The 22,173-nt window shown below is 72.3% G+C and carries 20 protein-coding genes; all 20 read right to left on the bottom strand.

All coding sequences use genetic code 11. From position 1 onward, the window contains the following. Positions 1-20: 20 nt before the first annotated feature. A complete protein-coding gene (locus tag HGK34_RS09310) occupies positions 21-974 on the bottom strand; it encodes a tyrosine recombinase XerC (protein WP_307815876.1) in 954 nt (317 codons plus the stop codon). Between the two features lie 53 nt (positions 975-1,027). After that, the gene (dprA, locus tag HGK34_RS09305; protein WP_201846450.1) at positions 1,028-2,347 is read right to left on the bottom strand and encodes a DNA-processing protein DprA; all 1,320 of its coding nucleotides are present in this window, start codon (positions 2,345-2,347) and stop codon (positions 1,028-1,030) included. Beyond that, on the bottom strand, positions 2,340-3,872 hold the full coding sequence (locus HGK34_RS09300) for a YifB family Mg chelatase-like AAA ATPase (RefSeq protein WP_201846448.1): 1,533 nt from the start codon (positions 3,870-3,872) through the stop codon (positions 2,340-2,342). Before HGK34_RS09300 ends, dprA begins: the two co-directional genes overlap by 8 nt. Continuing rightward, positions 3,872-4,276, bottom strand: coding sequence for a YraN family protein (locus HGK34_RS09295; protein WP_201846446.1), 405 nt, complete (start codon positions 4,274-4,276; stop codon positions 3,872-3,874). The genes HGK34_RS09300 and HGK34_RS09295 overlap by 1 nt, the downstream gene beginning before the upstream one ends. 192 nt (positions 4,277-4,468) lie before the next feature. Then, positions 4,469-4,768, bottom strand: a complete 300-nt coding sequence (locus tag HGK34_RS09290) for a DUF2469 domain-containing protein (protein WP_201846444.1) — start codon at positions 4,766-4,768, stop codon at positions 4,469-4,471. After that, positions 4,765-5,520, bottom strand: coding sequence for a ribonuclease HII (gene rnhB / locus HGK34_RS09285; RefSeq protein WP_244666574.1), 756 nt, complete (start codon positions 5,518-5,520; stop codon positions 4,765-4,767). The genes HGK34_RS09290 and rnhB overlap by 4 nt, the downstream gene beginning before the upstream one ends. Before the next feature lie 16 nt (positions 5,521-5,536). Then, positions 5,537-6,310, bottom strand: coding sequence for a signal peptidase I (gene lepB / locus HGK34_RS09280; protein WP_307815875.1), 774 nt, complete (start codon positions 6,308-6,310; stop codon positions 5,537-5,539). 159 nt (positions 6,311-6,469) lie between these two features. Next, complete coding sequence (gene rplS, locus HGK34_RS09275; protein ID WP_201846442.1) at positions 6,470-6,826, bottom strand: 50S ribosomal protein L19; 357 nt, start codon at positions 6,824-6,826, stop codon at positions 6,470-6,472. Between the two features lie 211 nt (positions 6,827-7,037). After that, positions 7,038-7,868 carry a tRNA (guanosine(37)-N1)-methyltransferase TrmD gene (gene trmD, locus HGK34_RS09270; protein ID WP_201846440.1) on the bottom strand — a complete coding sequence of 277 codons (831 nt, stop codon included), beginning with the start codon at positions 7,866-7,868 and terminating at the stop codon, positions 7,038-7,040. 1 nt (position 7,869) lies between these two features. Next, on the bottom strand, positions 7,870-8,466 hold the full coding sequence (gene rimM, locus HGK34_RS09265; RefSeq protein ID WP_201846438.1) for a ribosome maturation factor RimM: 597 nt from the start codon (positions 8,464-8,466) through the stop codon (positions 7,870-7,872). A gap of 148 nt (positions 8,467-8,614) precedes the next feature. Continuing rightward, positions 8,615-8,854: an RNA-binding protein gene (locus HGK34_RS09260; RefSeq protein WP_201846436.1), complete on the bottom strand. Its 240-nt coding sequence runs from the start codon at positions 8,852-8,854 to the stop codon at positions 8,615-8,617. Beyond that, positions 8,854-9,276 (bottom strand): 30S ribosomal protein S16, encoded by a 423-nt coding sequence (gene rpsP / locus HGK34_RS09255; RefSeq protein WP_201846434.1) that lies wholly within the window; start codon positions 9,274-9,276, stop codon positions 8,854-8,856. The genes HGK34_RS09260 and rpsP overlap by 1 nt, the downstream gene beginning before the upstream one ends. A 319-nt stretch (positions 9,277-9,595) precedes the next feature. Further along, entirely contained in the window at positions 9,596-10,711 is a 1,116-nt protein-coding gene (locus HGK34_RS09250) for an amidohydrolase family protein (RefSeq protein ID WP_201846432.1), read from the bottom strand. Further along, positions 10,708-12,342, bottom strand: coding sequence for a signal recognition particle protein (gene ffh / locus HGK34_RS09245; protein ID WP_201846425.1), 1,635 nt, complete (start codon positions 12,340-12,342; stop codon positions 10,708-10,710). The genes HGK34_RS09250 and ffh overlap by 4 nt, the downstream gene beginning before the upstream one ends. A 142-nt stretch (positions 12,343-12,484) precedes the next feature. After that, positions 12,485-14,221 carry a [protein-PII] uridylyltransferase family protein gene (locus HGK34_RS09240; protein WP_307815874.1) on the bottom strand — a complete coding sequence of 579 codons (1,737 nt, stop codon included), beginning with the start codon at positions 14,219-14,221 and terminating at the stop codon, positions 12,485-12,487. A gap of 55 nt (positions 14,222-14,276) precedes the next feature. Further along, positions 14,277-14,615 carry a P-II family nitrogen regulator gene (locus tag HGK34_RS09235; RefSeq protein ID WP_201846424.1) on the bottom strand — a complete coding sequence of 113 codons (339 nt, stop codon included), beginning with the start codon at positions 14,613-14,615 and terminating at the stop codon, positions 14,277-14,279. Between the two features lie 45 nt (positions 14,616-14,660). After that, positions 14,661-15,980, bottom strand: coding sequence for an ammonium transporter (locus tag HGK34_RS09230; protein ID WP_201846422.1), 1,320 nt, complete (start codon positions 15,978-15,980; stop codon positions 14,661-14,663). Positions 15,981-16,284: 304 nt separating this feature from the next. Further along, positions 16,285-17,514: a signal recognition particle-docking protein FtsY gene (ftsY, locus tag HGK34_RS09225; protein WP_201846420.1), complete on the bottom strand. Its 1,230-nt coding sequence runs from the start codon at positions 17,512-17,514 to the stop codon at positions 16,285-16,287. 66 nt (positions 17,515-17,580) lie between these two features. Further along, complete coding sequence (locus HGK34_RS09220; RefSeq protein WP_201846418.1) at positions 17,581-18,093, bottom strand: hypothetical protein; 513 nt, start codon at positions 18,091-18,093, stop codon at positions 17,581-17,583. A gap of 111 nt (positions 18,094-18,204) precedes the next feature. After that, on the bottom strand, positions 18,205-22,053 hold the full coding sequence (smc, locus tag HGK34_RS09215) for a chromosome segregation protein SMC (RefSeq protein WP_201846416.1): 3,849 nt from the start codon (positions 22,051-22,053) through the stop codon (positions 18,205-18,207). Positions 22,054-22,173: the final 120 nt, after the last annotated feature.

Here is a 22,173-nt window from a genome sequence, read left to right as displayed (position 1 = left end):
GACGCCAGGGAGAGGGCGAGTCACGCCCGGGGGAAGGCCTGTGCGTAGACCGCTCGGAGCCGGTCGGCGTCGACGTGGGTGTAGCGCTGCGTCGTCGCGAGGCTCGCGTGTCCGAGAACCTCCTGGACGGACCTGAGGTCCGATCCTCCCTGCAGGAGGTGGGTGGCCGCGGAGTGGCGCAGGGCGTGCGGCGCCACGTCCTGCACACCGGCGAGGGCCGCGAGGCGGTGGATCGCCTCACGGACCTGCCGCTGGCCCCACCTCCCGCCGCGCTCCCCCACGAGGAAGGCGTCACCCGTGGCCGCCGTCGCGAGTTCGGGCCGCCCCTGGCCGAGCCACTCCCGCACGGCTCGTGCGGCAGGGACCCCGAAGGGCACGATCCGCTCCTTGCCGCCCTTGCCGAGCACCCGGACGAGGCGCTCGGACTGGTCCACCTGCCCGACGTCGACGGAGACGAGTTCTCCCACCCGTATCCCGGCGCCGTAGAGCAGTTCGGCGGCAACCCACGCGCGCAGTCCCGCAGGGCCGGCGGCACCGTCCGTGCCGTGGGCGCACTCCCGTGCGACGTCGAGCAGCCTGGCCGCGTCGTCGACGTCGAGCACCGTCGGCAGGGTCCGTGGCACCTTGGGGCTCGCCAGCCTTGCCGAGACGTCCTCGTCGACGAGCCCGCTGCCCGCCGCCCAGCGCAGGAAGGAACGGGCCGAGGCGCCCCGTCGCGCGAGGGTGGAGCGGGCGAGCCCCCGGTCGGACTGTGCGGCCAGCCAACCGCGCAGCGTCGCGAGGTCGAGAGCGGCGAGCGACTCGCGGCCGTGCCGCGTGGCGTACCGCAGCAGGTCGGTCACATCGGCGACATAGGCGCGTCGTGTGTGCACGGAGTGTCCGCGCTGCGTATCGAGGTGCGTGGCGAAACGACTCACGGCCTCGTCGAGATCGCGCGGGAGCCGTGGCAAGCCGGACAGGTCCGTAAGGTCCACGCATTCCAGTCTGCTGCCGCGCGTCCGATTCCCCGCGCACGTCCGACGGCGTGTCACCGGGGCGCGCGGCGCCAGCAGGCACCCTGCTTCTCGGCGAGCCCGCCGAGAAGCAGGCGGCCCAGCTTCGCGCGCGTCTCGTCCACGGCGATCCCGGCGACCCGTGCGACCGACTCGACGGGGGCCGCCCGGCGCACCGGGAGGGCGTCGAGCACCGCCTTCGTGACCTGGTCGAGGCCGTCTCCGGCGCGGTGCTCACCGCGCCGCAGAGGGGCCGCGTCACAAGCCAGGCCGCCTGCCAGCTCTGCCGCCTCACCGGCGTCCGTCACACAGACGGCCGCGCCGGATCGCAGGAGCTCGTGACAGCCTGCCGACGCCATCGACGTCACCGGCCCGGGAACCGCACCGACCGGCCGCAGGATCCGCGTCGCGTGGTTCGCCGTCGACAGGGCGCCGGATCGTGTCGCGGCCTCGACCACCACCGTCGCGGAACCGAGCGCGGCGATGACGCGGTTGCGCGCCAGGAACCGCTGACGGAACGGCGTCGACCCGGGTGGGACCTCCGAGACGACCGCGCCGTCGTCCATCGCGGCCTCCATCAGCCTCCGGTTGCCCGCCGGGTAGAGGCGGTCCACGCCGGAGGCGAGCAGCACCAGCGTGGTCCCGCCGCCGGCGAGCGCCGCCCGGTGAGCCTCTGCGTCGATGCCGTGCGCGCCGCCCGAGACGACGGTGAACCCGCGCGTGACGAGGCCGGACGCAAGGTCACGCGCGACCCGCTCCCCGTAGCCCGTCGACGCCCGCGAGCCCACCAGCGAGAGGGACCGGCGGGCCAGGCCCGCCAGGTCCGTTCGTCCCCGCACCCACAGCGCGTGGGGGCCGGCGGGCCCCAGTGCGTCCAGCCCGCCCGGCCACCGGGGATCTCCCGGGACGAGGAGCGTGCCGTTCATCCGGTCGAGGGCTTCGAGGTCCTGTGCCGGCGTGAGGCTTGCGAGCCGGGACGCCCAGCGCCGCACTCCCTCCATGAGCGCACGCGCCGGAGACCGTGTGCCGGGCCCGGGCTCCCCGTGGGTCGGCCCGGCGGGCGCGGCATCGCTCGCGCTCGCATCAGCCGGGAAGGCACCCGTCGCGTCCCCGCTCAGCACGCGCGCCACCCGTGTGCCCGGCTCCAGGCGAGCCAGGTCGGCGGCCGCCTCACCAGGGCGGGCCGCCGCTCCGGCCACCCATTCGAGCGCCTCGCCCGCACCGAGAGCTGACACCAGCGCGCCGGCCACCACGTCGCCCGGCTCCGCGAGGCGTGCCCACGCAGCCCGGGCGAGCATCGGGTCCGACGTGGCGAAGGCGAACCGCGCCGGAGAGCCGGGGAACGGTTCAGCCATGGTGGCCTCCCCGGCGCAGGCCGAGCGCGTCCCCGACGTCGTCCGCCGTCGGCGCGTCGCGTCCCGCGAGGTCCGCGATGGTCCAGGCGACGCGGAGCACACGGTCGGCGCCTCGCAGGCTCAGCATGCCCGCCGAGAGCGCATGGTCGATGAGGTCGCTGATGTCTTCGCGAGGACGGAGCATCTCACGCAGCCAGGTGCCCGGAACCTCGGCGTTCGTGGTCCAGCCGGTGCCACGCAGGCGGTCCCGGGCGGCCTGCCGCGCGGCGACCACCCTTCTCGCCACGGACTCCGTGGACTCCGCCTGGCCGCGCCCGCGGTCGACGTTGTCCAGCGGCAGGACCTCAACCTGCAGATCGACCCGGTCCAGCAGCGGACCGGACAGCCGCCCGAGGTACTTGCGGCGCACCGTGGGAGTGCAGGTGCACTCCAGGCCCTTGCCGATCGACATCCCGCAGGGGCAGGGGTTGGCGGCGAGCACCATCTGGAACCGTGCCGGGTAGCGGGCCACCCCCGCTGCCCGGTGAATGGCCAGTTCTCCCTGTTCGAGGGGTTGCCGCAGGGTGTCCAGCACGCTCGGACGGAACTCGGCGACCTCGTCCAGGAAGAGAATCCCGCGGTGCGCCCGGGTCGCCGCTCCCGGGCGGGGCACCCCGGAGCCGCCGCCCACCACGGCAGCGGGCGTCGCCGTGTGGTGCGGATCCTCGAACGGCGGGCGCCGGATGAGTCCGTCGGCCGGGTCGAACGTCCCCGCGACCGAGTGGACGGCGGTGACCTCGACCGCCTCCCGTTCCGTCAGGTCGGGCAGGATCCCCGGCAGGCGGGAGGCAAGCATGGTCTTGCCCGCTCCCGGGGGCCCGACGAAGAACAGGTGGTGGCCGCCGGCCGCCGCGACCTCCAGGGCTCGCCGGGCGTCGGCCTGTCCGACGACGTCCGCCATGTCCCCCGGGGTGAACGTGTAGCGGCTCGTCCGCGTCCGCCGCACGGGTTCGACGCCACGTACCAGCGCCGGGTCACCGCCGTGCAGTGCGACGACCTGGGCGAGGCTGGCCGCACCCGTCACCCGGGCGCCGGGAACCAGGCGTGCCTCGTCGGCGTCGCTCGCGGCCACCACGACGCGCTCGTATCCCGCGTCCACGGCTGCCGCGACGGCCGGCAGCACGCCGCGCACCGGCCGGATCCGCCCGTCCAGCCCCAGCTCGCCCAGATGCACCACCGAGTCGAGCCCGGTGGAGGGAATCTCCCCCGCGCCCGCGAGCACCGCGACGGCGATCGCCAGATCGTACCCACTGCCTCGCTTGCGCAGGCCGGCCGGGGACAGGTTCACCGTGATCTTCCGGACCGGCCAGGTGAGCCCGGTCGATGTCACGGCGGCCCGGACCCGGTCGCGTGACTCGTTCAGGGCGGCGTCCGGGAGCCCCACGACCGTGAATCCCGGCACGGTCGCGCTCAGATGTGCCTGCACCTGCACCATGTGGCCTTCCAGCCCGACGAGCGCGACGGCCGCCGTGGTCGCGATACCCATCAGAGCACCGCCTCCAGGTGCTCGACCAGGGGCGCCTGACCCGGGGGCAGCGTCACGGCGACGACGTCGATCCGAACCGCGGACCAGCTCCACGGGAGGTCGGAGCCGTCACGTGCACGGGCCGCGCCAACCGCCTGCCGGTGCACCTGTGTCCACCGGCCGGCCAGCAGGCGCAGCCGCGCCAGCTTCCGTGGTGTCACTGCCTCGCTGGGATGCCCGAAGCCGGACCCCGACCGCGTCTTGACCTCGACCACCACGAGGACGTCGCCGTCCAGCGCGACGATGTCGAGCTCACCCAGGCGCCCGCAGCGCCAGTTCCTCGCCAGCACGGTCCAGCCCCGTGCCACGACATGTCTCAGCGCGATCTGCTCGCCGCACCGGCCGACGTCGTCCTTGGTACGCATCCGCCCCACCTCCGCGACCAGCGTGCGATATCGCACGCGAACGCGTCGGGACACGAGACCCCGTCTGTGCACGAACAGGGTTGTGCACAGGCCGGCGTTCGTGTCTCCGCCCGGCGGATTCGGCGGAAGGGGCCATCCGGTCCGGGGAACGCGCCCGGCGGCCGAGGGAACCCCGGCTCAGCGAGTCAGGGCTCAGAGGGTCAGCTCGGCCTTCGCGAGCTCCTCGACGTTCACGTCCTTGAACGTCACCACCCGAACGGACTTCACGAACCGCGCCGACCGGTACACGTCCCACACCCACGCGTCCGCCATCGTCAGCTCGAAGTACACCTCGCCGGCGGCGGAACGCACCTGCAGATCCACCTGGTTGGCGAGATAGAAACGGCGTTCGGTCTCCACCACGTACGAGAACAGGCTCACCACGTCCCGGTACTCGCGATAGAGCGCGAGCTCCATGTCCGTCTCGTAGTTCTCGAGGTCTTCGGCACTCACCCGGCCATCATCGCACCTGGCAGGTTCCAGGACCGCCGGTGCAACACGCTGGGCCCGTGGTTCGCCAGCGCTTCCAGGTGCGCGGGGGCGCTGTAGCCCTTGTTGCTCTCCCAGCCGTAGCGGGGGTGGTCGTCGGCAAGCCTCGTGAGGATCGCGTCACGCTCGACCTTCGCCAGCACGCTCGCCCCGGCGACGGACGAGCATCGCAGGTCCGCCTTGACCATCGTGACGACATCGGGCCCACCACCGGGGCCGGGATGCGCACCAGGCGCCTCGGGAACGGCGTCGAGTCCGCCGGCCGCGAACAGGTCGGGCACCGGCTCGCTCAGCCAGTCGTGCTTGCCGTCGAGCAGTACCACGTCGACCGCGCCCACCTCGGAACACACCTCACCCAGCGCGCGCTGCCCCGCGAGCCGGAGCGCGGCGATGATGCCGTGTGCGTCGATCTCCGCGGCCGAGGCGTGTCCCACGGCGGAAGCGAGCGCCCAGCGGCGCACCTTCGGCACGAGGTCCTCGCGCACCGCGGCCGAGAGCAGCTTCGAGTCGGCGAGCCCCTTCGGCGCCGTGCGGGTACCTGCGCCGACGACGACGACACCCACGCTCACGGGACCGGCGAGGGCACCCCGCCCCACCTCATCCATCCCGGCGACGAGCTGCGGACCGGATGCGAGCAGGGCGCGCTCGGTGCGCAAGGTCGGGGTGACCCGGCCCGTGGCCGGCGCCTTCGCTCGCGCGGCGCTCTTCGGGGCCAACGTCTCACACTCCTGATCAGGCGGAGGGCTGTGGTACCGACCCGGCCGTGTCCGGCACGTCCTCGAACACGCTGCCCGGGTTCGAGTGCCACTCGATCCGGTCGAGCGGCCAGACCGTCGAGAAGCAGACGCCCACCACGTTGTGCACCGGGACGAAGCCGCCCCCTGGCTTGCTGGTGTTGAAGCGGGAGTCGGCCGAGTCCTGGCGGTGGTCCCCCATGACGAAGAGCATGTCGTCCGGCACGACCTCGTCGAACGGCTTGCCACCGCTGGGCGTGTTGGTCGGCTTCACGTACACCGACTCGTCGATCGCGACGTCGTTGACCTGCACCGGGCCGCCGTCGTTGGCGCACTCGTCGTCGCAGACCACGTGGTCGCCGGGCAGGCCGATGACGCGCTTGATCAGGTGCTCCCCCGTATCGGACGGAAGCAGCCCGACAGCCGTCAGACCGGTCGTGATCGCGTTCCCGACCGGCCCGCGGTCCGGGGCCATGTACGGGGGAAGCCAGCCGCCGGGGTCCACGAACACCACGATATCGCCGCGCTTCAGATCGAAGACGCCGGGCGTGAGACGCGAGACCATGACCCGGTCGCCGGTGATGAGCGTGTCCTCCATCGACGCGCTCGGAATGTAGAACGACTGCACCAGGAAGGTCTTGATCAGGAACGACAGCACCAGGGCGCTGATCACGATGATCGCGATCTCCTTGAGAACCGCGAGCCCGCCGGACTGTTCCTTCTGCGGTCCCCTCGGAGACTTTGCGTGTTGCGCCACGGTGTAGGTCGTCACAATCTCACTTTGTCATCTCGGTCGGATTCGGGCTCACGAGCCTCCCCGACTGTAGTGCACACCTTCTGTGAAGATTCGCACCACACGCCGCTGGCCGGGCACCTGCCGCGTGAAGCGGCTGGCTGCCCGGCCAGGACGAGAGCTCTTGCGGACCGAGGATCAGGAGGCGACGGTCTCGCGCTTCTCCTTGATCTTCGCCTTCTTGCCGCGCAGGCTGCGCAGGTAGTACAGCTTGGCGCGCCGCACGTCACCGCGGGTCACGACCTCGATCGAGTCGATCGTCGGCGCGTGCAGCGGGAAGGTGCGCTCCACGCCGACGCCGAAGCTGATCTTGCGGACGGTGAACGTCTCACCCACGCCGCCACCGTGGCGACGGATGACCACGCCCTGGAACGCCTGGACACGGGAGCGGCTGCCCTCGATGACCTTGACGTTGACCTTCAGGGTGTCACCGGCACGAAATGCCGGGATGTCGTCGCGCAGCGAGGCGGCGTCGACGCTGTCGAGCTTCTGCATCGTTCTTCTCCGGGCCTGCCACAGGTCAGGCGCGAGTCTCTTGGCCGCACGAGTCCTGCGGCCGTATTGGCTGATGTGTTGGTGGCGAGCCGTGCTGACGATCGTGCCGGGTCCGACCCGGCGGCCGTCCCCCGTGGCAGAGACCTGACCGCCGACGCGCCGAGGGACTATTCTGCCACAGCACCGGCAGGCCGACGGCACCGGGGTGATGTCACCCGGCCGGCTGGTCCTCGTCCCCCGGCGCGGCCACCGTCCGGCCGCCGGACACCGTCCAGCCGAGTTCTGCGAGCAGCGCCGCGTCGTGCTTGTCCAGCGCCTCCCCGTCGAGGGCGGCGATCATCTCGGGGCGGCGCGCGGCCGTACGACGCAGCGCCTGGTCCCGGCGCCACCGTTCGATCCGGGCGTGGTGCCCCGAGAGCAGCACCTCCGGGATCTCCAGGTCCTGCCACCGGGGAGGCTTCGTGTACACGGGGTACTCGAGCAGCCCGGCAGCCCCGTGCGACTCCTCCACCAGGGACTCCGGGTTCCCCACCATCCCCGGTACGAGCCGCCCGATCGCCTCGATCATCACCAGCGCCGCGACCTCGCCACCGTTGAGCACGTAGTCGCCGATCGACAGCTCCCGCACGTCGAGCCCCGTGGAACGGTAGTGCTCGGCGACCCGCGCGTCGATCCCCTCGTACCGGCCGCAGGCGAACACGAGCTGTTCTGCGGAGGCCAGCTCCTCGGCGTGCCGCTGCGTGAAGACCTCGCCCGACGGCGTCGGCAGGATGAGGGTGGCGCCGGGGGCCTCGTCCGGCTCGGCGTCCGCACCGTCGCCGAGCACCTCGTCGAGCGCCCGGCCCCACACGTCGGGGCGCATGACCATGCCCGCTCCCCCGCCGAACGGGGTGTCGTCCACCGTCCGATGGCGATCGGTGGTCCATTCGCGCAGATCGTGCACGCGCAGGTCCAGCAGGCCGCGGCGGCGCGCCTTGCCGACCAGGGACAGGTCGAGCGCGGCGAGATAGTCGGGGAAGATCGTGACGACGTCGATGCGCACGTCAGGCCTTCCCGTCGGCGCCATCGCGGCCCGCGCCGGGCTCGTCCACCTCGGCGTCCACCTCTACGTCCACCTCGGCGTCCACCGCGTCCCGGGCCAGGAGCCCGCCCGGCGGGTCGAGCACCACGCGCCCCGCGTCGATGTCGACCACCGGCACGATCGCCTTCACGAAGGGCACGAGTGTGCGGACCTTGCCCGCCTGCAGCGGCTCGGAAACCACCAGGACGTCGTGCGCGGGCAGGTGATCGAGCCCGATCACCTCGCCGACCACCGTCCCGTTGGCGAGCTCGGCGCGCAGGCCGCGCAGCTCGTGCGGGTACCAGGCGTCCTCCTCCTCGGAGTTGTCGGCTTCGACGACGAGCTCGACGCCGCGCAGGCGCTCGGCAGCCGTCCGGTCCGCCACCTCGGCGAACGCCACGACCCAGCGGTCCTGCTGGACGCGAGCACGAGTCACCGTCAGCGGACCGGCATCGGCAGGGACGGTCCGCAGCACCTGGCCGACGCCCAGACGCTCGCCGGGATCGTCGGTTCGCAGGTCGAGGGCGACATCGCCCTTCAGCCCGTGAGCGCGCCCGATACGCGCAACGGTCAGCTCCATGAGATCAGATCCTTCTGGCTCGCCCCGCACGCCGGGTGCACCGCGCGGACGGACGCACCGCCCGGTGCCGCGCACTCGACGTTCGTGGTGGAAAAGGCACGGGGCCCGGTCCTCGGACCGGGCCCCGTGTGGTTCGTACAGAGGCGTTTCAGCGGCGGTCGACGTCCACGACGTCGACACGGACCGAACCGTCCGTCGCCAGCGCGCCGACCACCGAACGCAGCGCGCGTGCCGTCCGGCCGCCTCGGCCGATGACACGGCCGAGATCGTCCGGATGCACGCGGACCTCGAGCAGGTCTCCCCGGCGCAGCGTCTTCGCGGACACGCGGACGTCGTCCGGGTTGTCGACGATGCCGCGCACCAGGTGCTCGAGGGCCTCCGCGAGCATCAGGCCTCGGTCTCGGCGGGGGTCTCGGCGTCCTCTGCCGGAGCAGCGTCGGCCTTGGCGGCGGCGTCGGCCTTGACCTTCTCGGCCTCCGCGTTGACGGCGTCGATCGCGGCCGCGGAATCGGCCTTGCCGCCCTTGGTCCTCAGGGTGCCCTCGGCGCCCGGCAGACCCTTGAACTTCTGCCAGTCGCCCGTGACCTTCAGCAGGGCGGCGACCTGCTCGGTCGGCTGCGCACCGACACCGAGCCAGTACTGCGCACGCTCCGAGTCGATCTCGATGAGCGACGGCTCCTCGGTCGGGTGGTACTTGCCGATCTCCTCGATCGCACGACCGTCACGCTTGGTCCGCGAGTCCATGATGACGACGCGGTAGTACGGCGCCCGGATCTTGCCGAGGCGCTTCAGACGAATCTTGGTGGCCACGAAGTGGTCTCTCCTGGTTCTCAGAACGGATGACCCGCCCGCCGGTCCGTGGGGGTGGTCCGGTGGGTGAGGTCGGGACTGGGCGTGCACGGGTGAGAGGGGCCCGGGCGCACCGAGTACCCGGACATTGTGCCAGACGGCGAACAGGCCCACCAACTGCCCCCGCGCGGATGCCGTCCCGCCGATCCCGTGCCGCCGATCCCGTCCCTCCGGTCCCGTCCCGCGCGGATGCCGTCCCGCCCGTCCCGTCCCGCCGGAACGGCGGGGAGGACGGGGAGCGCGACCCCCCGGCCGGCACGACCACCGTCGGGCGACGTGGTCAGTACACCTCGCCGCGCAGCACGATCGCCGTCGGGTGGCGCAGCACGTCGATGTTCTCGCGCGGGTCCTCCGGGTAGACCACGAGGTCGGCGCTCGAGCCTTCGACGACGGACCCCAGACCGAGATACGAGCGCGCCCGCCACGAGGCGAGGGCCACGACCTCCGCGGCCGGTATCCCGGCGGCGACGAGCTCCGCGCACTCGTCGGCGATCCGGCCGTGCCCGATGGTCCCGCCCGCATCGGTCCCGACGAGCAGCCGGACCCCGGCGTCGTACAGGTCCCGCACCTGCTGGTAGCGGCGTGCGTGCAGGTGCCGCATCCGCTTGGCGTACACCGGGAACTTCTCCTCGGCCCGCGCCGCGATCGCCTCGAACTGCTCCACCTGGAGCAGTGTCGGGGTCACCGGCACGCCGGCGTCCGCGGCCCGCGCCATCTGCGCGGCCGTCATCCCCGTGCCGTGCTCGATGCCGTCCACGCCGGCGTCCAGCAGGTCGTCGATGGTCTCGGTGGCGAACGTGTGCACCGTCACGCGCGCGGCCTCGGCATGTGCCGTGGCCACCGCACGCCTCAGGACATCCGCCGGCCAGAGGGGCGTCAGGTCGCCGCCTCCGGGCAGCGACCGGTCGATCCAGTCACCGACCAGCTTGACCCAGCCGTCACCGCGCAGAGCCTGCTCACGCACCGCGGCGGGCAGCTCGGACGGGTCGTCCAGCTCGTGCGCGAAGTTGCGCAGATAGCGCTTCGCGAGCGCGAGGTGCGCCCCGGAACGGATCAGCCGTGGCAGGTCGCCGCGTGACTGCACCCATCTGGTGTCCGACGGCGAGCCGGCGTCCCGCACCACGAGGACGCCGGAGTCGCGGTCCGCGACGGCCTGCCGCAGGGCGATGTCGGGCGACACGGGCCCCTCGGCGGCCAGCCCGATGTGACAGTGCACGTCCACGAGCCCGGGCATCGCCCAGCCCTCGATCACGCGCATGCCCGCACCCTGCGCCGAGGGCCGCGTGAGACTGACACGCCCGCCCCGCACCCAGAGGTCGCCCACCTCGCGGTCATCGTCCAGGAGAACGTTGCCACGCAGGTGCAGCGTGGGCGCGTCCGACAACGGAACGCTCACTGGCCCAGGAACTTGCCGAGCTGCTTCTCGAGCGCGTCCATGTCCGGCGCGGGCTGCTCGTCGCCGCCCTTGCCGAACGCGGAACCGGCCGGCGCGGACTGCTGCGGGCGACCGCCGCCGAGCGCACGTTGCATCGCCTCGCGCTCCTGCTGCGCCCGCTTCGCGGGGTTTCCGGACTTCCCCTTCTTCTTCTTGGAGGGCTGCGTCTTCCCACGCGACTTCTTGCCCGTCCCGACGCCGGGCATCCCCGGCATGGCGGGCATCCCGCCGGGGCCTGCCTGGCCCGGCATGCCGCCGCGAGACATCTGCTTCATCATCTTCTGCGCTCCGGCGAACCGTTCCAGGAGCTGGTTGACGGCGTTCACCGTCGTGCCGGAACCGCGGGCGATGCGTGCCCGGCGCGAGCCGTTGATGATCTTCGGGTTGTCCCGCTCGGCCGGCGTCATGGAGCGGACGATGGCCTCGATGCGGTCCACCTCGCGCTCGTCGAACTGGTCGAGCTGGTCACGCATCTGGCCCATGCCCGGCAGCATGCCGAGCATCTTCTTCATCGAGCCCATGTTCTTCAGCTGCTGCATCTGCACGAGGAAGTCCGCGAGGGTGAAGCCCTCACCGGTGGCCACCTTCTGGGCCATCTTCTCGGCCTGCTCGGCGTCGAACGCCTTCTCGGCCTGCTCGATGAGCGTGAGCACGTCACCCATGTCCAGGATGCGCGACGCCATCCGGTCGGGGTGGAAGACCTCGAAGTCGGTCAGCTTCTCGCCCGTCGAGGCGAACATGATGGGCCGTCCGGTCACCTTCGCGACCGAGAGCGCGGCACCACCGCGGGCGTCACCGTCGAGCTTGGAGAGCACGACACCGGTGAAGTCGACGCCGTCGGCGAACGCCCTCGCCGTGTTCACGGCGTCCTGACCGATCATCGCGTCGATGACGAACAGGACCTCGTCGGGCATGATCGCGTCGCGGATGTCCGAGGCCTGCTTCATCAGGACCTCGTCGATGCCGAGGCGGCCCGCCGTGTCGACGATGACGACGTCGTGGAGCTTGGTGCGCGCCTCGGCGACGCCGTCGCGCGCGACGCCGACCGGGTCACCGATCAGCGGGGCGTCCGCCGCCGGATCGTCCGCGGCCGAGGTGTTGCCCGGGTGCGGCGCGAACACGGGCACACCGGCGCGCTCGGCGACGACCGACAGCTGGCTGACCGCGTTCGGACGCTGCAGGTCTGCCGCGACCAGCAGCGGGGTGTGCCCCTGCTCCTTGAGCGCGAGCGCCAGCTTGCCCGCGAGCGTCGTCTTGCCGGCACCCTGCAGACCCGCCAGCATGATGACGGTCGGCGGTGTCTTGGCCAGGTTCAGCGGCCGGGTCTGCCCGCCGAGGATCGCGACCAGCTCGTCGTTGACGATCTTGACGACCTGCTGTGCCGGGTTGAGCGCCCCCGACACCTCCTCCGACAGCGCCCGCTCCCGGACCGCGCCGGTGAACTCGCGCACCACGGGCACGGCGACGTCGGCGTCGAGCAGCGCGCGCCGGATCTCGCGCACGGTGCTGTCGATGTCCGCCTCGGAGAGGCGTCCACGCGAACGCAGGTTCTTGAACGTCTGGGTCAGCCGGTCGGACAGGGAATTGAACACGGGGTCCAGAGTACCCGCGACGAGTCGTCACCCTGGCGTCGGCACGTGGTGCGGTCGTGCCCGCCAGGACCGGCCCGCCGGACACGCGCCCTTGCCCCACGACCGGAGGCCCGCCGCATCCCGGTGGACCCGCACTGCCCGGTCAGGGGCGCAGCGCCGCGCGGGCGACACGCGTGAGGTCGTCGACGAGCGAGGCCCGCCAGGCGGTCCAGCCCTTGGGCCCCAGCGAGGTCGAGTCCGCCTCGGTGAGGAGCCGCAGGAGGTCGAGCAGGTCGCCGCGGTGGCCGACGGCGTCCAGGAGCGCGGCCGGGGTGGCCGGGTCCTCGTGGTCCCCGCTCACGGCCAGTTCCGAGAGCAGCAGATGGTGTCGCACCAGGCGGGTGACGTCGTCGGACACCGCAGGCTCGAAGCCCATGCGGCGCAGGATCGCCGGGACGCGGCGGGCACCCTCGGCCGAGTGGTCGGCGGCACCACGCACCTTGCCGATGTCGTGCAGGAGTGCTGCGAGAAGCAGCACGTCCCCGGCCCGCCCGGGCGCGTCCGCACCCCCGGGCAACGCACCACGCTCCAGCTCGGACGCCACGCGTACGGTCTCCACGAGATGACGGTCCACGGTGTGGCGGTGGATCGCGGCACGCTGGGGACGGTTGCGCACGTCGGCCCACTCGGGGATCCAGGTGGTCACGACGCCCGCCAGGTCGAGGGCCTCCCAGACCGGCACCTGCGCTCCTCCCGAGGCCAGCAGCGCCAGGAGATCGGCCCGCGCGGCGGAGGGCCACGGCTCCGGCAGCGGCGGGCAGCTGCGCAGTGACGCGACCGTCACCGGCGAGAGATGCAGGCCGGTACGGGCCGCGGCCGCGGCCGCGCGCAAGGAGAGCCCGGGGTCCGACGACGGCCGGGCGCCGACTCCCAGCACCAGCTCGCCGTCGTGCTCCACGAGCCCCTCCCCCACGGGCCGCAGGCGGGGCGGCTTGCGGCGCCCGCGAATGATCACCGGCTTGCCGATCGGCTTGCGGGACAGCGCCTTGCGCGCGCGGCGCACCGTGGAGTCCAGGGCGTAGGAGAGCTCGCGCCCTGCCGCCGCGAGGCTGGCCAGGAGTTCGTCGCCGTCGTCGTACCCGCAGCCCTCGGCGACCTCCTCCAGGTCGGCGAGCAACAGGCGGGTGGTCCGGCGCCGGGTCGTGACCTGGAGCACGTCGCGCACGTCGAGCAGATGCGCGTAGGCGTCGTCGACCATGCCATGCGGGCGGTCGGTGAGCCAGGTCGCGGCGAGCGCGGACAGCACGACGGCGTCGCGGATGCCGCCCCGGGCCTCCTTGAGATCCGGCTCGATGAGATAGGCGAGCTCGCCGGAGCGCTCGGCTCGCTCGCTCACCGTCTCCAGGAGTTCGGGAAGCCGGCGGCGCGCCGCGTCCCGCCAGTCCGTCAGGATCCCCGTGGCCGCACGGTGCACGAGCTCGGTGTCCCCGGCCATCGCGTGCACGTCCAGCCACGAGACGGCCGCCGGCAGATCCTGGGAGGCCACCTTGCGGCACTGCGCCAGGGAGCGGACGGAGTGGTCGAGATCCACGCCGGAGTCCCACAGCGGGTACCAGAGCCGCTCGGCCACCTGACCGAGCTGCTCGTCGGTATGGGTGCGACCGTCGTGCACGAGCACGAGGTCCAGGTCGCTCAGCGGCCCCATGTCGCCCCGGCCGAGGCTCCCGACGGCGGCCAGCGCGACGCCCGTGCCCGGGACGTCCTCGATCGCGTACTCCCAGAGGGCCGTGAGCCGCCGCGTCACGTGCTCGACCAGGGCGGCCCGTCGCTCCCGGCCCGGGGTCCCGGTACCGACGGCCTCTGAGGCGATGGCGAGCAGTTCGTCGCGGAGGCCCCGCACCCCGTGCGTGGGGTGCGGGGCCTCCGGCTGGTTCCCGTTCAGCGTGACCCGGCGGTCAGAGCGCGGCGTCGCCGTGCTCGCCGGTCCGGACGCGGGCGACGTCCTCGACGGGCACCGCCCACACCTTCCCGTCGCCGATCTTGCCGGTCTGGGCAGCACCGACGATCGCGTCCGTCACCGGCGTGGCGTCCTCGTCGGACACCAGGACCTCGATGCGCACCTTCGGCACCAGGTCGACCGTGTACTCGGCGCCGCGGTAGACCTCGGTGTGACCCTTCTGACGGCCGTAGCCGCTGGCCTCGGAGACGGTCATCCCACGGACTCCCGCCGACTCGAGCGCCGACTTCACGTCGTCGAGCCGGTGCGGCTGGATGACTGCAGTGACGAGCTTCATGCACGTACCTCCTTGAGTCTCAGGTCGCTACCCGGGCCGGCCGGGTCAGCGAACCTCGCTGATGGTGGAGCCGACACCTTCGTACGCCGTCTCACCGTGCACGGCGAAGTCGATCCCGTCGGCCTCCTCCTGCTCGGTGATACGCCAGCCCATGGTGGCCTTGAGGGCGAGAGCGATCACCCAGGTGACCACGAACGAGAACACCACCGCGATGAGTGCCGCGACGATCTGAGTGATGAGCTGGGTGACGCCGCCGCCGTAGAACAGGCCCTCCAGGCCGCCACCCTCTTCGCCGATGCCCGGCCACCAGGTGTTCGAACCGGGGGCCGCGGTGGCGAACAGACCGATCAGCACGGTGCCGACCACACCCGACACCAGGTGGACGCCGACGACGTCGAGCGAGTCGTCGTAGCCGAACTTGAACTTGAGGCCCACCGCCAGAGCGGAGGCGACACCCGCCACGGCCCCGATCACGATCGAGCCGAACACGTCGACCGACGCGGCGGCCGGGGTGATGGCCACGAGGCCCGCGACCACACCGGACGCGGCACCCAGCGACGTGCTGGCGCCGTCGCGGAACTTCTCCGTGATCAGCCAGGCGAGCATGGCGGCGCACGTGGCGACCGTCGTGTTGATCCACGCACGGCCGGCCGTGCCGTCGGCAGCGAACTCCGAGCCGGCGTTGAAGCCGAACCAGCCGAACCACAGGAGCGCGGCGCCGAGCATGACGAACGGCAGGTTGTGCGGGCGCATCGGCTCCTTGCCGAAGCCCTTGCGCTTCCCGACGACCAGGACCAGGGCGAGAGCCGCGGCACCGGCGTTGATGTGCACCACGGTGCCACCTGCGAAGTCGATCGGCGTCGACAGGGCGGAGGCGATCGGGCCGTCCATCCCGAGGAGGCCGCCACCCCACACCATGTGGGCGACCGGGATGTAGACGAGCGTGACCCACAGGGCCGCGAAGACGATCCAGGTCCCGAACTTGATGCGATCGGCGACAGCACCCGAGATGAGGGCCACCGTGATGATCGCGAACGTTGCCTGGAACGACGCGGCGACGAGAGCCGGGACGCCGGACCCGAACATGAGCGAGTCGGCGTCGTCGATCACGAGGCCGAAGTATTCCGCCGGGTTGCCGATGATGCCGGCGATGTCGGAGCCGAACGTCATCGAGTAGCCGTAGAGCGCCCAGAGGACACCCACCACGCCGATCGAGACGAAGCTCATCATCATCATGTTCAGGACGCTCTTCCCACGCACCATACCGCCGTAGAAGAACGCCAGACCCGGCGTCATCAGCAGCACGAGCGAGGAGGCGGTGAGCATCCAGGCAGTGTTGCCACTGTCCAGTGCGAACTCTTCCATCCGTTTGCCTCTCTCCCTGCCAGCCGGGGATGGCTGGTCGCGGATCACGGTCCCCAAGTGTCGTTACGCGCGACCGGCACTGATGTTACGGACATGTGACACAGGGCGGAAGGGTGTAAACACTTGGTTTCGTGCCCGCCGTGGGTGAAATGTCCACTCGCATTGTGACCCGATCGTGATTCCAGCGCGATCTCGGCGTGACTTCACGCCTGGTTCCGAATTTTCCCACCATTTGGACACATTCGCATGCCGGGGCGATGCTGACCAGATCTTGACAGCCGGTCGATCGTTTGCTGAGGCTCCCTCAGCCCAGGATCCCGTCCACGAAATCCGCGGCGTCGAAGGGCGCCAGGTCGTCCGGGCCCTCGCCCAGGCCGACGAGCTTGACCGGGACGCCGAGCTCCCGCTGCACCTGCACCACGATGCCGCCCTTGGCCGTCCCGTCCAGCTTGGTCAGCGCGATGCCGGTGACCCCGGCGACCTCCGCGAAGACACGTGCCTGCGTGAGCCCGTTCTGCCCGGTGGTCGCGTCCAGCACGAGCAGCACCTCGCTCGGAGCCGCCACCTTCGAGGTCACGCGGACGATCTTGCCGAGCTCGTCCATGAGGCCTGCCTTGTTCTGCAGACGCCCGGCCGTGTCGACGAGCACGACGTCGGCCTTGTCGTCGCGCCCGCGCGCCACGGCGTCGAACGCCACGGACGCGGGGTCCGCGCCCGCCTTGTCCGACCGCACCGTCTCGACACCGACGCGGGCTCCCCAGGTGGTCAGCTGGTCCGCCGCCGCCGCGCGGAACGTGTCCGCGGCACCCAGCACCACGGACTTGCCCTCCGCCACGAGCACGCGGGCGAGCTTGCCGACCGTGGTCGTCTTCCCCGTGCCGTTCACACCGACCACGAGCAGCACGGCGGGCACCCGCGGCCCGTCCTCGACCAGGACCGGATCGAGGTGGAGGGACCGGTCCATGTCCGCGCCGACGAGCGCGACGAGCTCCTCGCGCAGGAGCTCCCGCACGGCCGACGGCTCCCGCACGCCGAGCACCCGGACCCGGGTGCGCAGACTGTCCAGCAGCTCGGTGGTGGGCCCCGCGCCGATGTCGGCCAGCAGCAGATCCTCCTCCAGCTCGTCCCAGTCGTCCTCGGTGAGGGAGTCGCGGGACAGCACCTCGAGAAGGCGCGCGCCGAGCGGGGATCCCGACCTGGCGAGGCGGTCGCGCAACCGCACCAGGCGGCCGGCGACCGGGGCGGGCGTCTCGACGGCCGGCTCTCGAAGAGCCTCCTCCGGCTCCGGCGGGGCCTCGGCGACCGCGCCGGCATCGCCGGGTTCTCGGATCACCACCGTGCCCGACGCCGGCCCGCCGGCCTCCTCGGCCTCGGACGTGGCCTTGCCGGCGGTGGTCTCGGGCTTCTCGAGGGTCTCGGTGCCGCCGGTCCCGCCCGACCGCTTGGTCCGGGCACGCAGCCAGCCGATCAGGCCGCCGCCGGATGCGGCCACCACGAGGGCGGCAATGATCTCGATCCAGGGAACATCGTTCACGCCGAGGATTCTCCCAGACGTAGCCGCCGGGCGTCGTGGACGTGCCCGGCGCGTGAGCCGGTTCGCTCAGCCGGGGTTGTCCCCCTGGCGCTCGCCCGCTCCGGGACGCAGCGGGCGGGGCACGAGGTTCTGGAGCGAGCGCGGATCGCTCAGCACCGGCTTGACCGTCTGGATCGGCACGTTCACCGCCTTGGTCGCCTGTTCCCGCGCCTTGCCGATAAGCCCCTGGAGCTCCTCGGCGTCCATGTAGCCCGGCTTGTCCTCGACCGTCGCCTCGAAGAACTCCGACATCTCCATGTCGACAGGCGCCGCCTCCCGGGTCCTGCGGCTCTGGCCAGGCTTGCCGACCCACACCGACGGGGCACCCACGGCATGCGTGGCCACCGCGGACGCGCCCTTCACCCTGCCGGTCTGGCGAGGCCAGCCGCCGCCGGCCACCCGGTTCCACCCGACCCGGAAACGGCCGGGGAGGGAATCCGCCCGCCGATTTCCGTCAGCGGCATCCATGACGTTGGCCACCAGGAACACCCCGGCAGCCAACAGGAGACACACGACCAGCAGGAGGACCGACCACCACATGACGCTATTGTCTCCCGAACCTTTGTCAGATGCCTCAATGGACGCGCCGGACGAGCGCAAGGATTTCCACAACTCGCACGGTCCGTTCCCGGCCCGCCCGGCACATCCCCGTCACGCGTCGACGGTCTCGCGTTCACCCATGCGCTGGCCGATCACGGTGGTGACCCCGTCGCCCCGCATTGTCACACCGTACAGCGCGTCCGCCACCTCCATCGTGCGTTTCTGGTGGGTGATCACGATGAGCTGGCTGTCGTGCTGCAGCTCCTTGAAGATCTCGATCAGCCGGCCGAGGTTGACGTCGTCGAGCGCGGCCTCGACCTCGTCCATGATGTAGAAGGGGCTGGGCCGAGCCTTGAAGATGGAGACCAGGAACGCCACCGCCGCCAGCGACCGCTCCCCGCCCGAGAGCAGCGAGAGCCGCTTCACCTTCTTCCCCGCCGGGCGGGCCTCCACCTCGATCCCGGTGGTCAGCAGGTCCGACGGATCGGTCAGCTTGATCTTGCCCTCACCGCCCGGGAAGAGCCTCGGGAAGATCTCCAGGAACTTGTCCGCCGTGTCCTGGAACGCCTCCGCGAACACCTGCTGCACCCGCTCGTCGATGTCGGAGACGATCTGCAACAGGTCCTCGCGCGACTTCTTCAGATCCGCCAGCTGGGTCTCGAGGAACTGGTGACGCTCCTCCAGGGCCGCGAACTCCTCCAGCGCGAGAGGATTCACCGCACCGAGGCGCGAGAGCGCACGTTCCGCCTTCTTGAGGCGGGCCTCCTGCTCCTCGCGCACGTACGGGACCATCCGGTCGGGCTTCGCCGCCCGCCCGCCCGCGGGGCCGTCAGGCTCTCCGTCGGCCGTTCCGGCGCCGGCGCCCGCCGTCGTGTCCTCCTGCGGTTCGGCTCCGGCCGCCTCCTGCACGATCTTCGCGGCCTCCGGGTCCGCCGGGTCCAGGCCGAACTCCCGCAACGCCGCCGCGCGCAACTCGATGGCCTGGGCCCGTGCGGCCGCACCGCGAGGCAGAGGCGGGTCACCCTCGTGGCGGACCGGGCTGCCCTCCTCGTCGCGCTCCACGACGGGACGCCGCTTGCGGCGGCGGACCGGCGCATCGCCGTCGTAGACGGGGATGGGCTGGTGCGGGCCGAACTCCTCGACCAGGACGTCGGGGTCGGTACCGAGCTCGTCGATCGCACGGGCCTGGAGCTGTTCCAGCCGCAGGCGCTGCTGGGCCCGGGCCACCTCGTCCTTGTGCGCGACGTCGGTCAGCTCCCGCAGCTCCGCGGTCAGGGCGTCGACGGTGCCCCGCACGGCCCCGAGCTGTGCGTTCCCCGCCGTCCGGGCCTCCTCGGCCGCGGCCTTGTCCTCCTGCGCGCGCACCAGGGACCGGGCGAGGTGCTCGAGAGCCACGGCAGCGCCCTGGCGCACCACCACCGCACGGGCAGCGTCCCGCCGGCGGACCGCCTCGCGCTCGGCCGCGGCGGCTCGCGCCTCCCGCTCCTGCTGGGCGGCATGGGCCAGGGCCTGCGCCCGGCCCGACACCGCACGCGCCCGCTCCTCGGCGGTCCGCAGGGCGAGGCGCACCTCGGTCTCGCGCGCGCGGGCCTCCGTCGCCGCCGCCGCGGCCTCGTCGCGCGCGGCCTGGGCCAGGTCCAGCGACTCGGCCGCCTGCTCGGGCTCCTCCTCGGCCGTCTCCAGACGCTCGACGAGCGCCGCCAGCTCCAGCTCGTCCTCCTCACGGCGCGCCATCGCCTGCTCCAGGGCCGAACGGTGCCGATCCGCCTCGTCCCGGGCGGACCGCGCCGAGGCGCCGAGCGAGCCGAGCTGCTCCGCCACCGCGGCCAGGGCGGCGTCCGACTCGTTGAGCCTGGCCAGCGTCTCGTCGTGCCTCGACGTCGCCTGGTCGAGCTCTGCCCGGGCGGAGACCAGCCCGGTCTCGGCGGTCTCCTGGCGGCCGGCCGCGTCGTCGCGGGCCGCCTTGGCCTCGTCCAGGGCCGCCTGCAGGTGCAGCACGCTCGGCGCGGCGGCCGAGCCGCCCCACGCACGGGCGCCGCCGAGCAGGTCACCCGCCCGGGTGGCGGCCACGAGCCCGGGATGGTCCCGCACGAACGCGCGGGCGCGGGCGAGATCGTCCACGACGACCACGTCGCGCAGGATCGTGCGCAGACCGGCCTCGGCGGGACCGGCGACGTGCACGACGTCGGCCGCCCAGCGCACGGCATCGGGCAGCGCCACATCGCCGCGGGAGGCTGGATCCGACCGGGCGGCTCCCACCACCAGGCTCGCCCGTCCCGCATCCTCGTCGCGCAGGAGGCGCAACGCGTCCACGGCGGCGTCCAGTCCGGAGACCGCCACCGCGTCCGCGAGCGGCCCGAGCGCCGCGGCCACCGCGTCCTCGAACCCAGGTTCGACACCGAGCAGGGCCGCGACCGAGCCGAGCACCCCCGGCTGGTCCGCGGCGAGCAGCGTGCCGGCACCGTCCTTGCGGTCCAGGCTGAGTTCGAGGGCCTCCACGCGCGCGGCCGCGGCCGTGCGTTCCTTCTCGGCGGCCGACCGCTCCTCGGCGAAGCGCTCGACGAGACCCTTGGCCAGCTCCAGGGCCTCGACCGCGGCCTCGTGTGCCGCGTCCAGGCCTTCCTCGCCCTCCTCGACCCCGGAGACCTCGGACTCCAGCGCGGCGAACTCACGGCCTGCCTCCTCGGCGCGGTGCTCCGCCTCGAAAACGGCCTCACGCAGGCGGCTCAGCTCGGCCTCAGCGGCCTCGACGCGGCTGCGCCGCGCCGCCACCTGGCCGGCGAGGCGCGCCACCCCCTCACGGCGGTCAGCCGCCGCACGCATCAGGGAGCCGTGGGCCCGCTCGGCCTCCTGCGCGGAGGACTCCGCCTCGGCCCGCGCCTCGACCGCCTCCTCCACGGCCTCCCGCGCGATCTCCACCTCGGACGCCAGCTCCTCCTCGCTGACCCGGGCCCGGGCGGCCTGTGCCTCGAGATCGTCGGGGTCCTGTCCCGAGCGATGCACCGGCTCGGACGTGCCGAGCAGGCGGGCCCGTTCCTCGGCCAGGGACTGGAGCGCACGGAGCCGCTCCCGCATCTGCGACAGCGCGAACAACGCGTCTCCGGCCCGGCTCACCTCGGTGGACGTGGCCGACGCCGACTGCTCCAGGCGGGACAGCTCCGCCCGCGCCTCGGCGAGACCTGCCTCCGCCTCGGCCTGACGCTCCTTGAGCGCGTTCTCGTCGGCAAGATCGGCCTCGATCTGGGCCTGGAGCTGGGCGAGGTCGTCCGCGAGCAGGCGGGCCCGGGCGTCGCGCAGGTCGCGCTGTACGGTCTGCGCCTTCCGCGCCGCCTCGGCCTGCCGTCCCAGCGGGCCGAGCTGTCGGCGCAGCTCGGCCGTCAGGTCTGCGAGACGGGCCAGGTTGCCCTGCATCTGGTCGAGCTTCCGCAGCGCCTTCTCCTTGCGCTTGCGGTGCTTGAGAACGCCTGCCGCCTCCTCGATGAAGCCGCGCCGCTCCTCCGGGGTGGCGCGCAGGACAGCGTCCAGCTGGCCCTGTCCCACCACGACGTGCATCTCGCGACCGATGCCGGAGTCGCTCAGCAGCTCCTGGATGTCCAGCAGCCGGCAGGAGGAGCCGTTGATCGCGTACTCGGAGCCTCCCGAACGGAACAGGGTCCGGCTGATCGTGACCTCGGTGTAGTCGATCGGCAGCGCACCGTCGGTGTTGTCGATGGTCAGGCTGACCTCGGCACGGCCGAGCGGTGCCCGGCCGGAGGTGCCGGCGAAGATGACATCGTCCATCTTGCCGCCACGCAGCGACTTCGCTCCCTGCTCGCCCATCACCCAGGACAGCGCGTCCACGACGTTCGACTTGCCGGAGCCGTTCGGTCCCACCACACAGGTGATCCCGGGTTCGAGGTTCAGCGTGGTCGCCGACGCGAAGGACTTGAAGCCCCGGAGCGTGAGCGTCTTGAGATGCACCGGTCAACCCTAACCGGACACGCCGCGAATCCCGTCATACCGGCGTGTCCGCGCCCTCGGGGCCGCCGGGCGGGCGGGGCACCTGTCTCTTATACACATCTGACGCTGCCGACGATAAGG

Source organism: Myceligenerans indicum (genome assembly GCF_016742955.1).
Taxonomy (GTDB): domain Bacteria; phylum Actinomycetota; class Actinomycetes; order Actinomycetales; family Cellulomonadaceae; genus Myceligenerans; species Myceligenerans indicum.
This window is presented reverse-complemented; position numbering and strand designations above follow the sequence as displayed.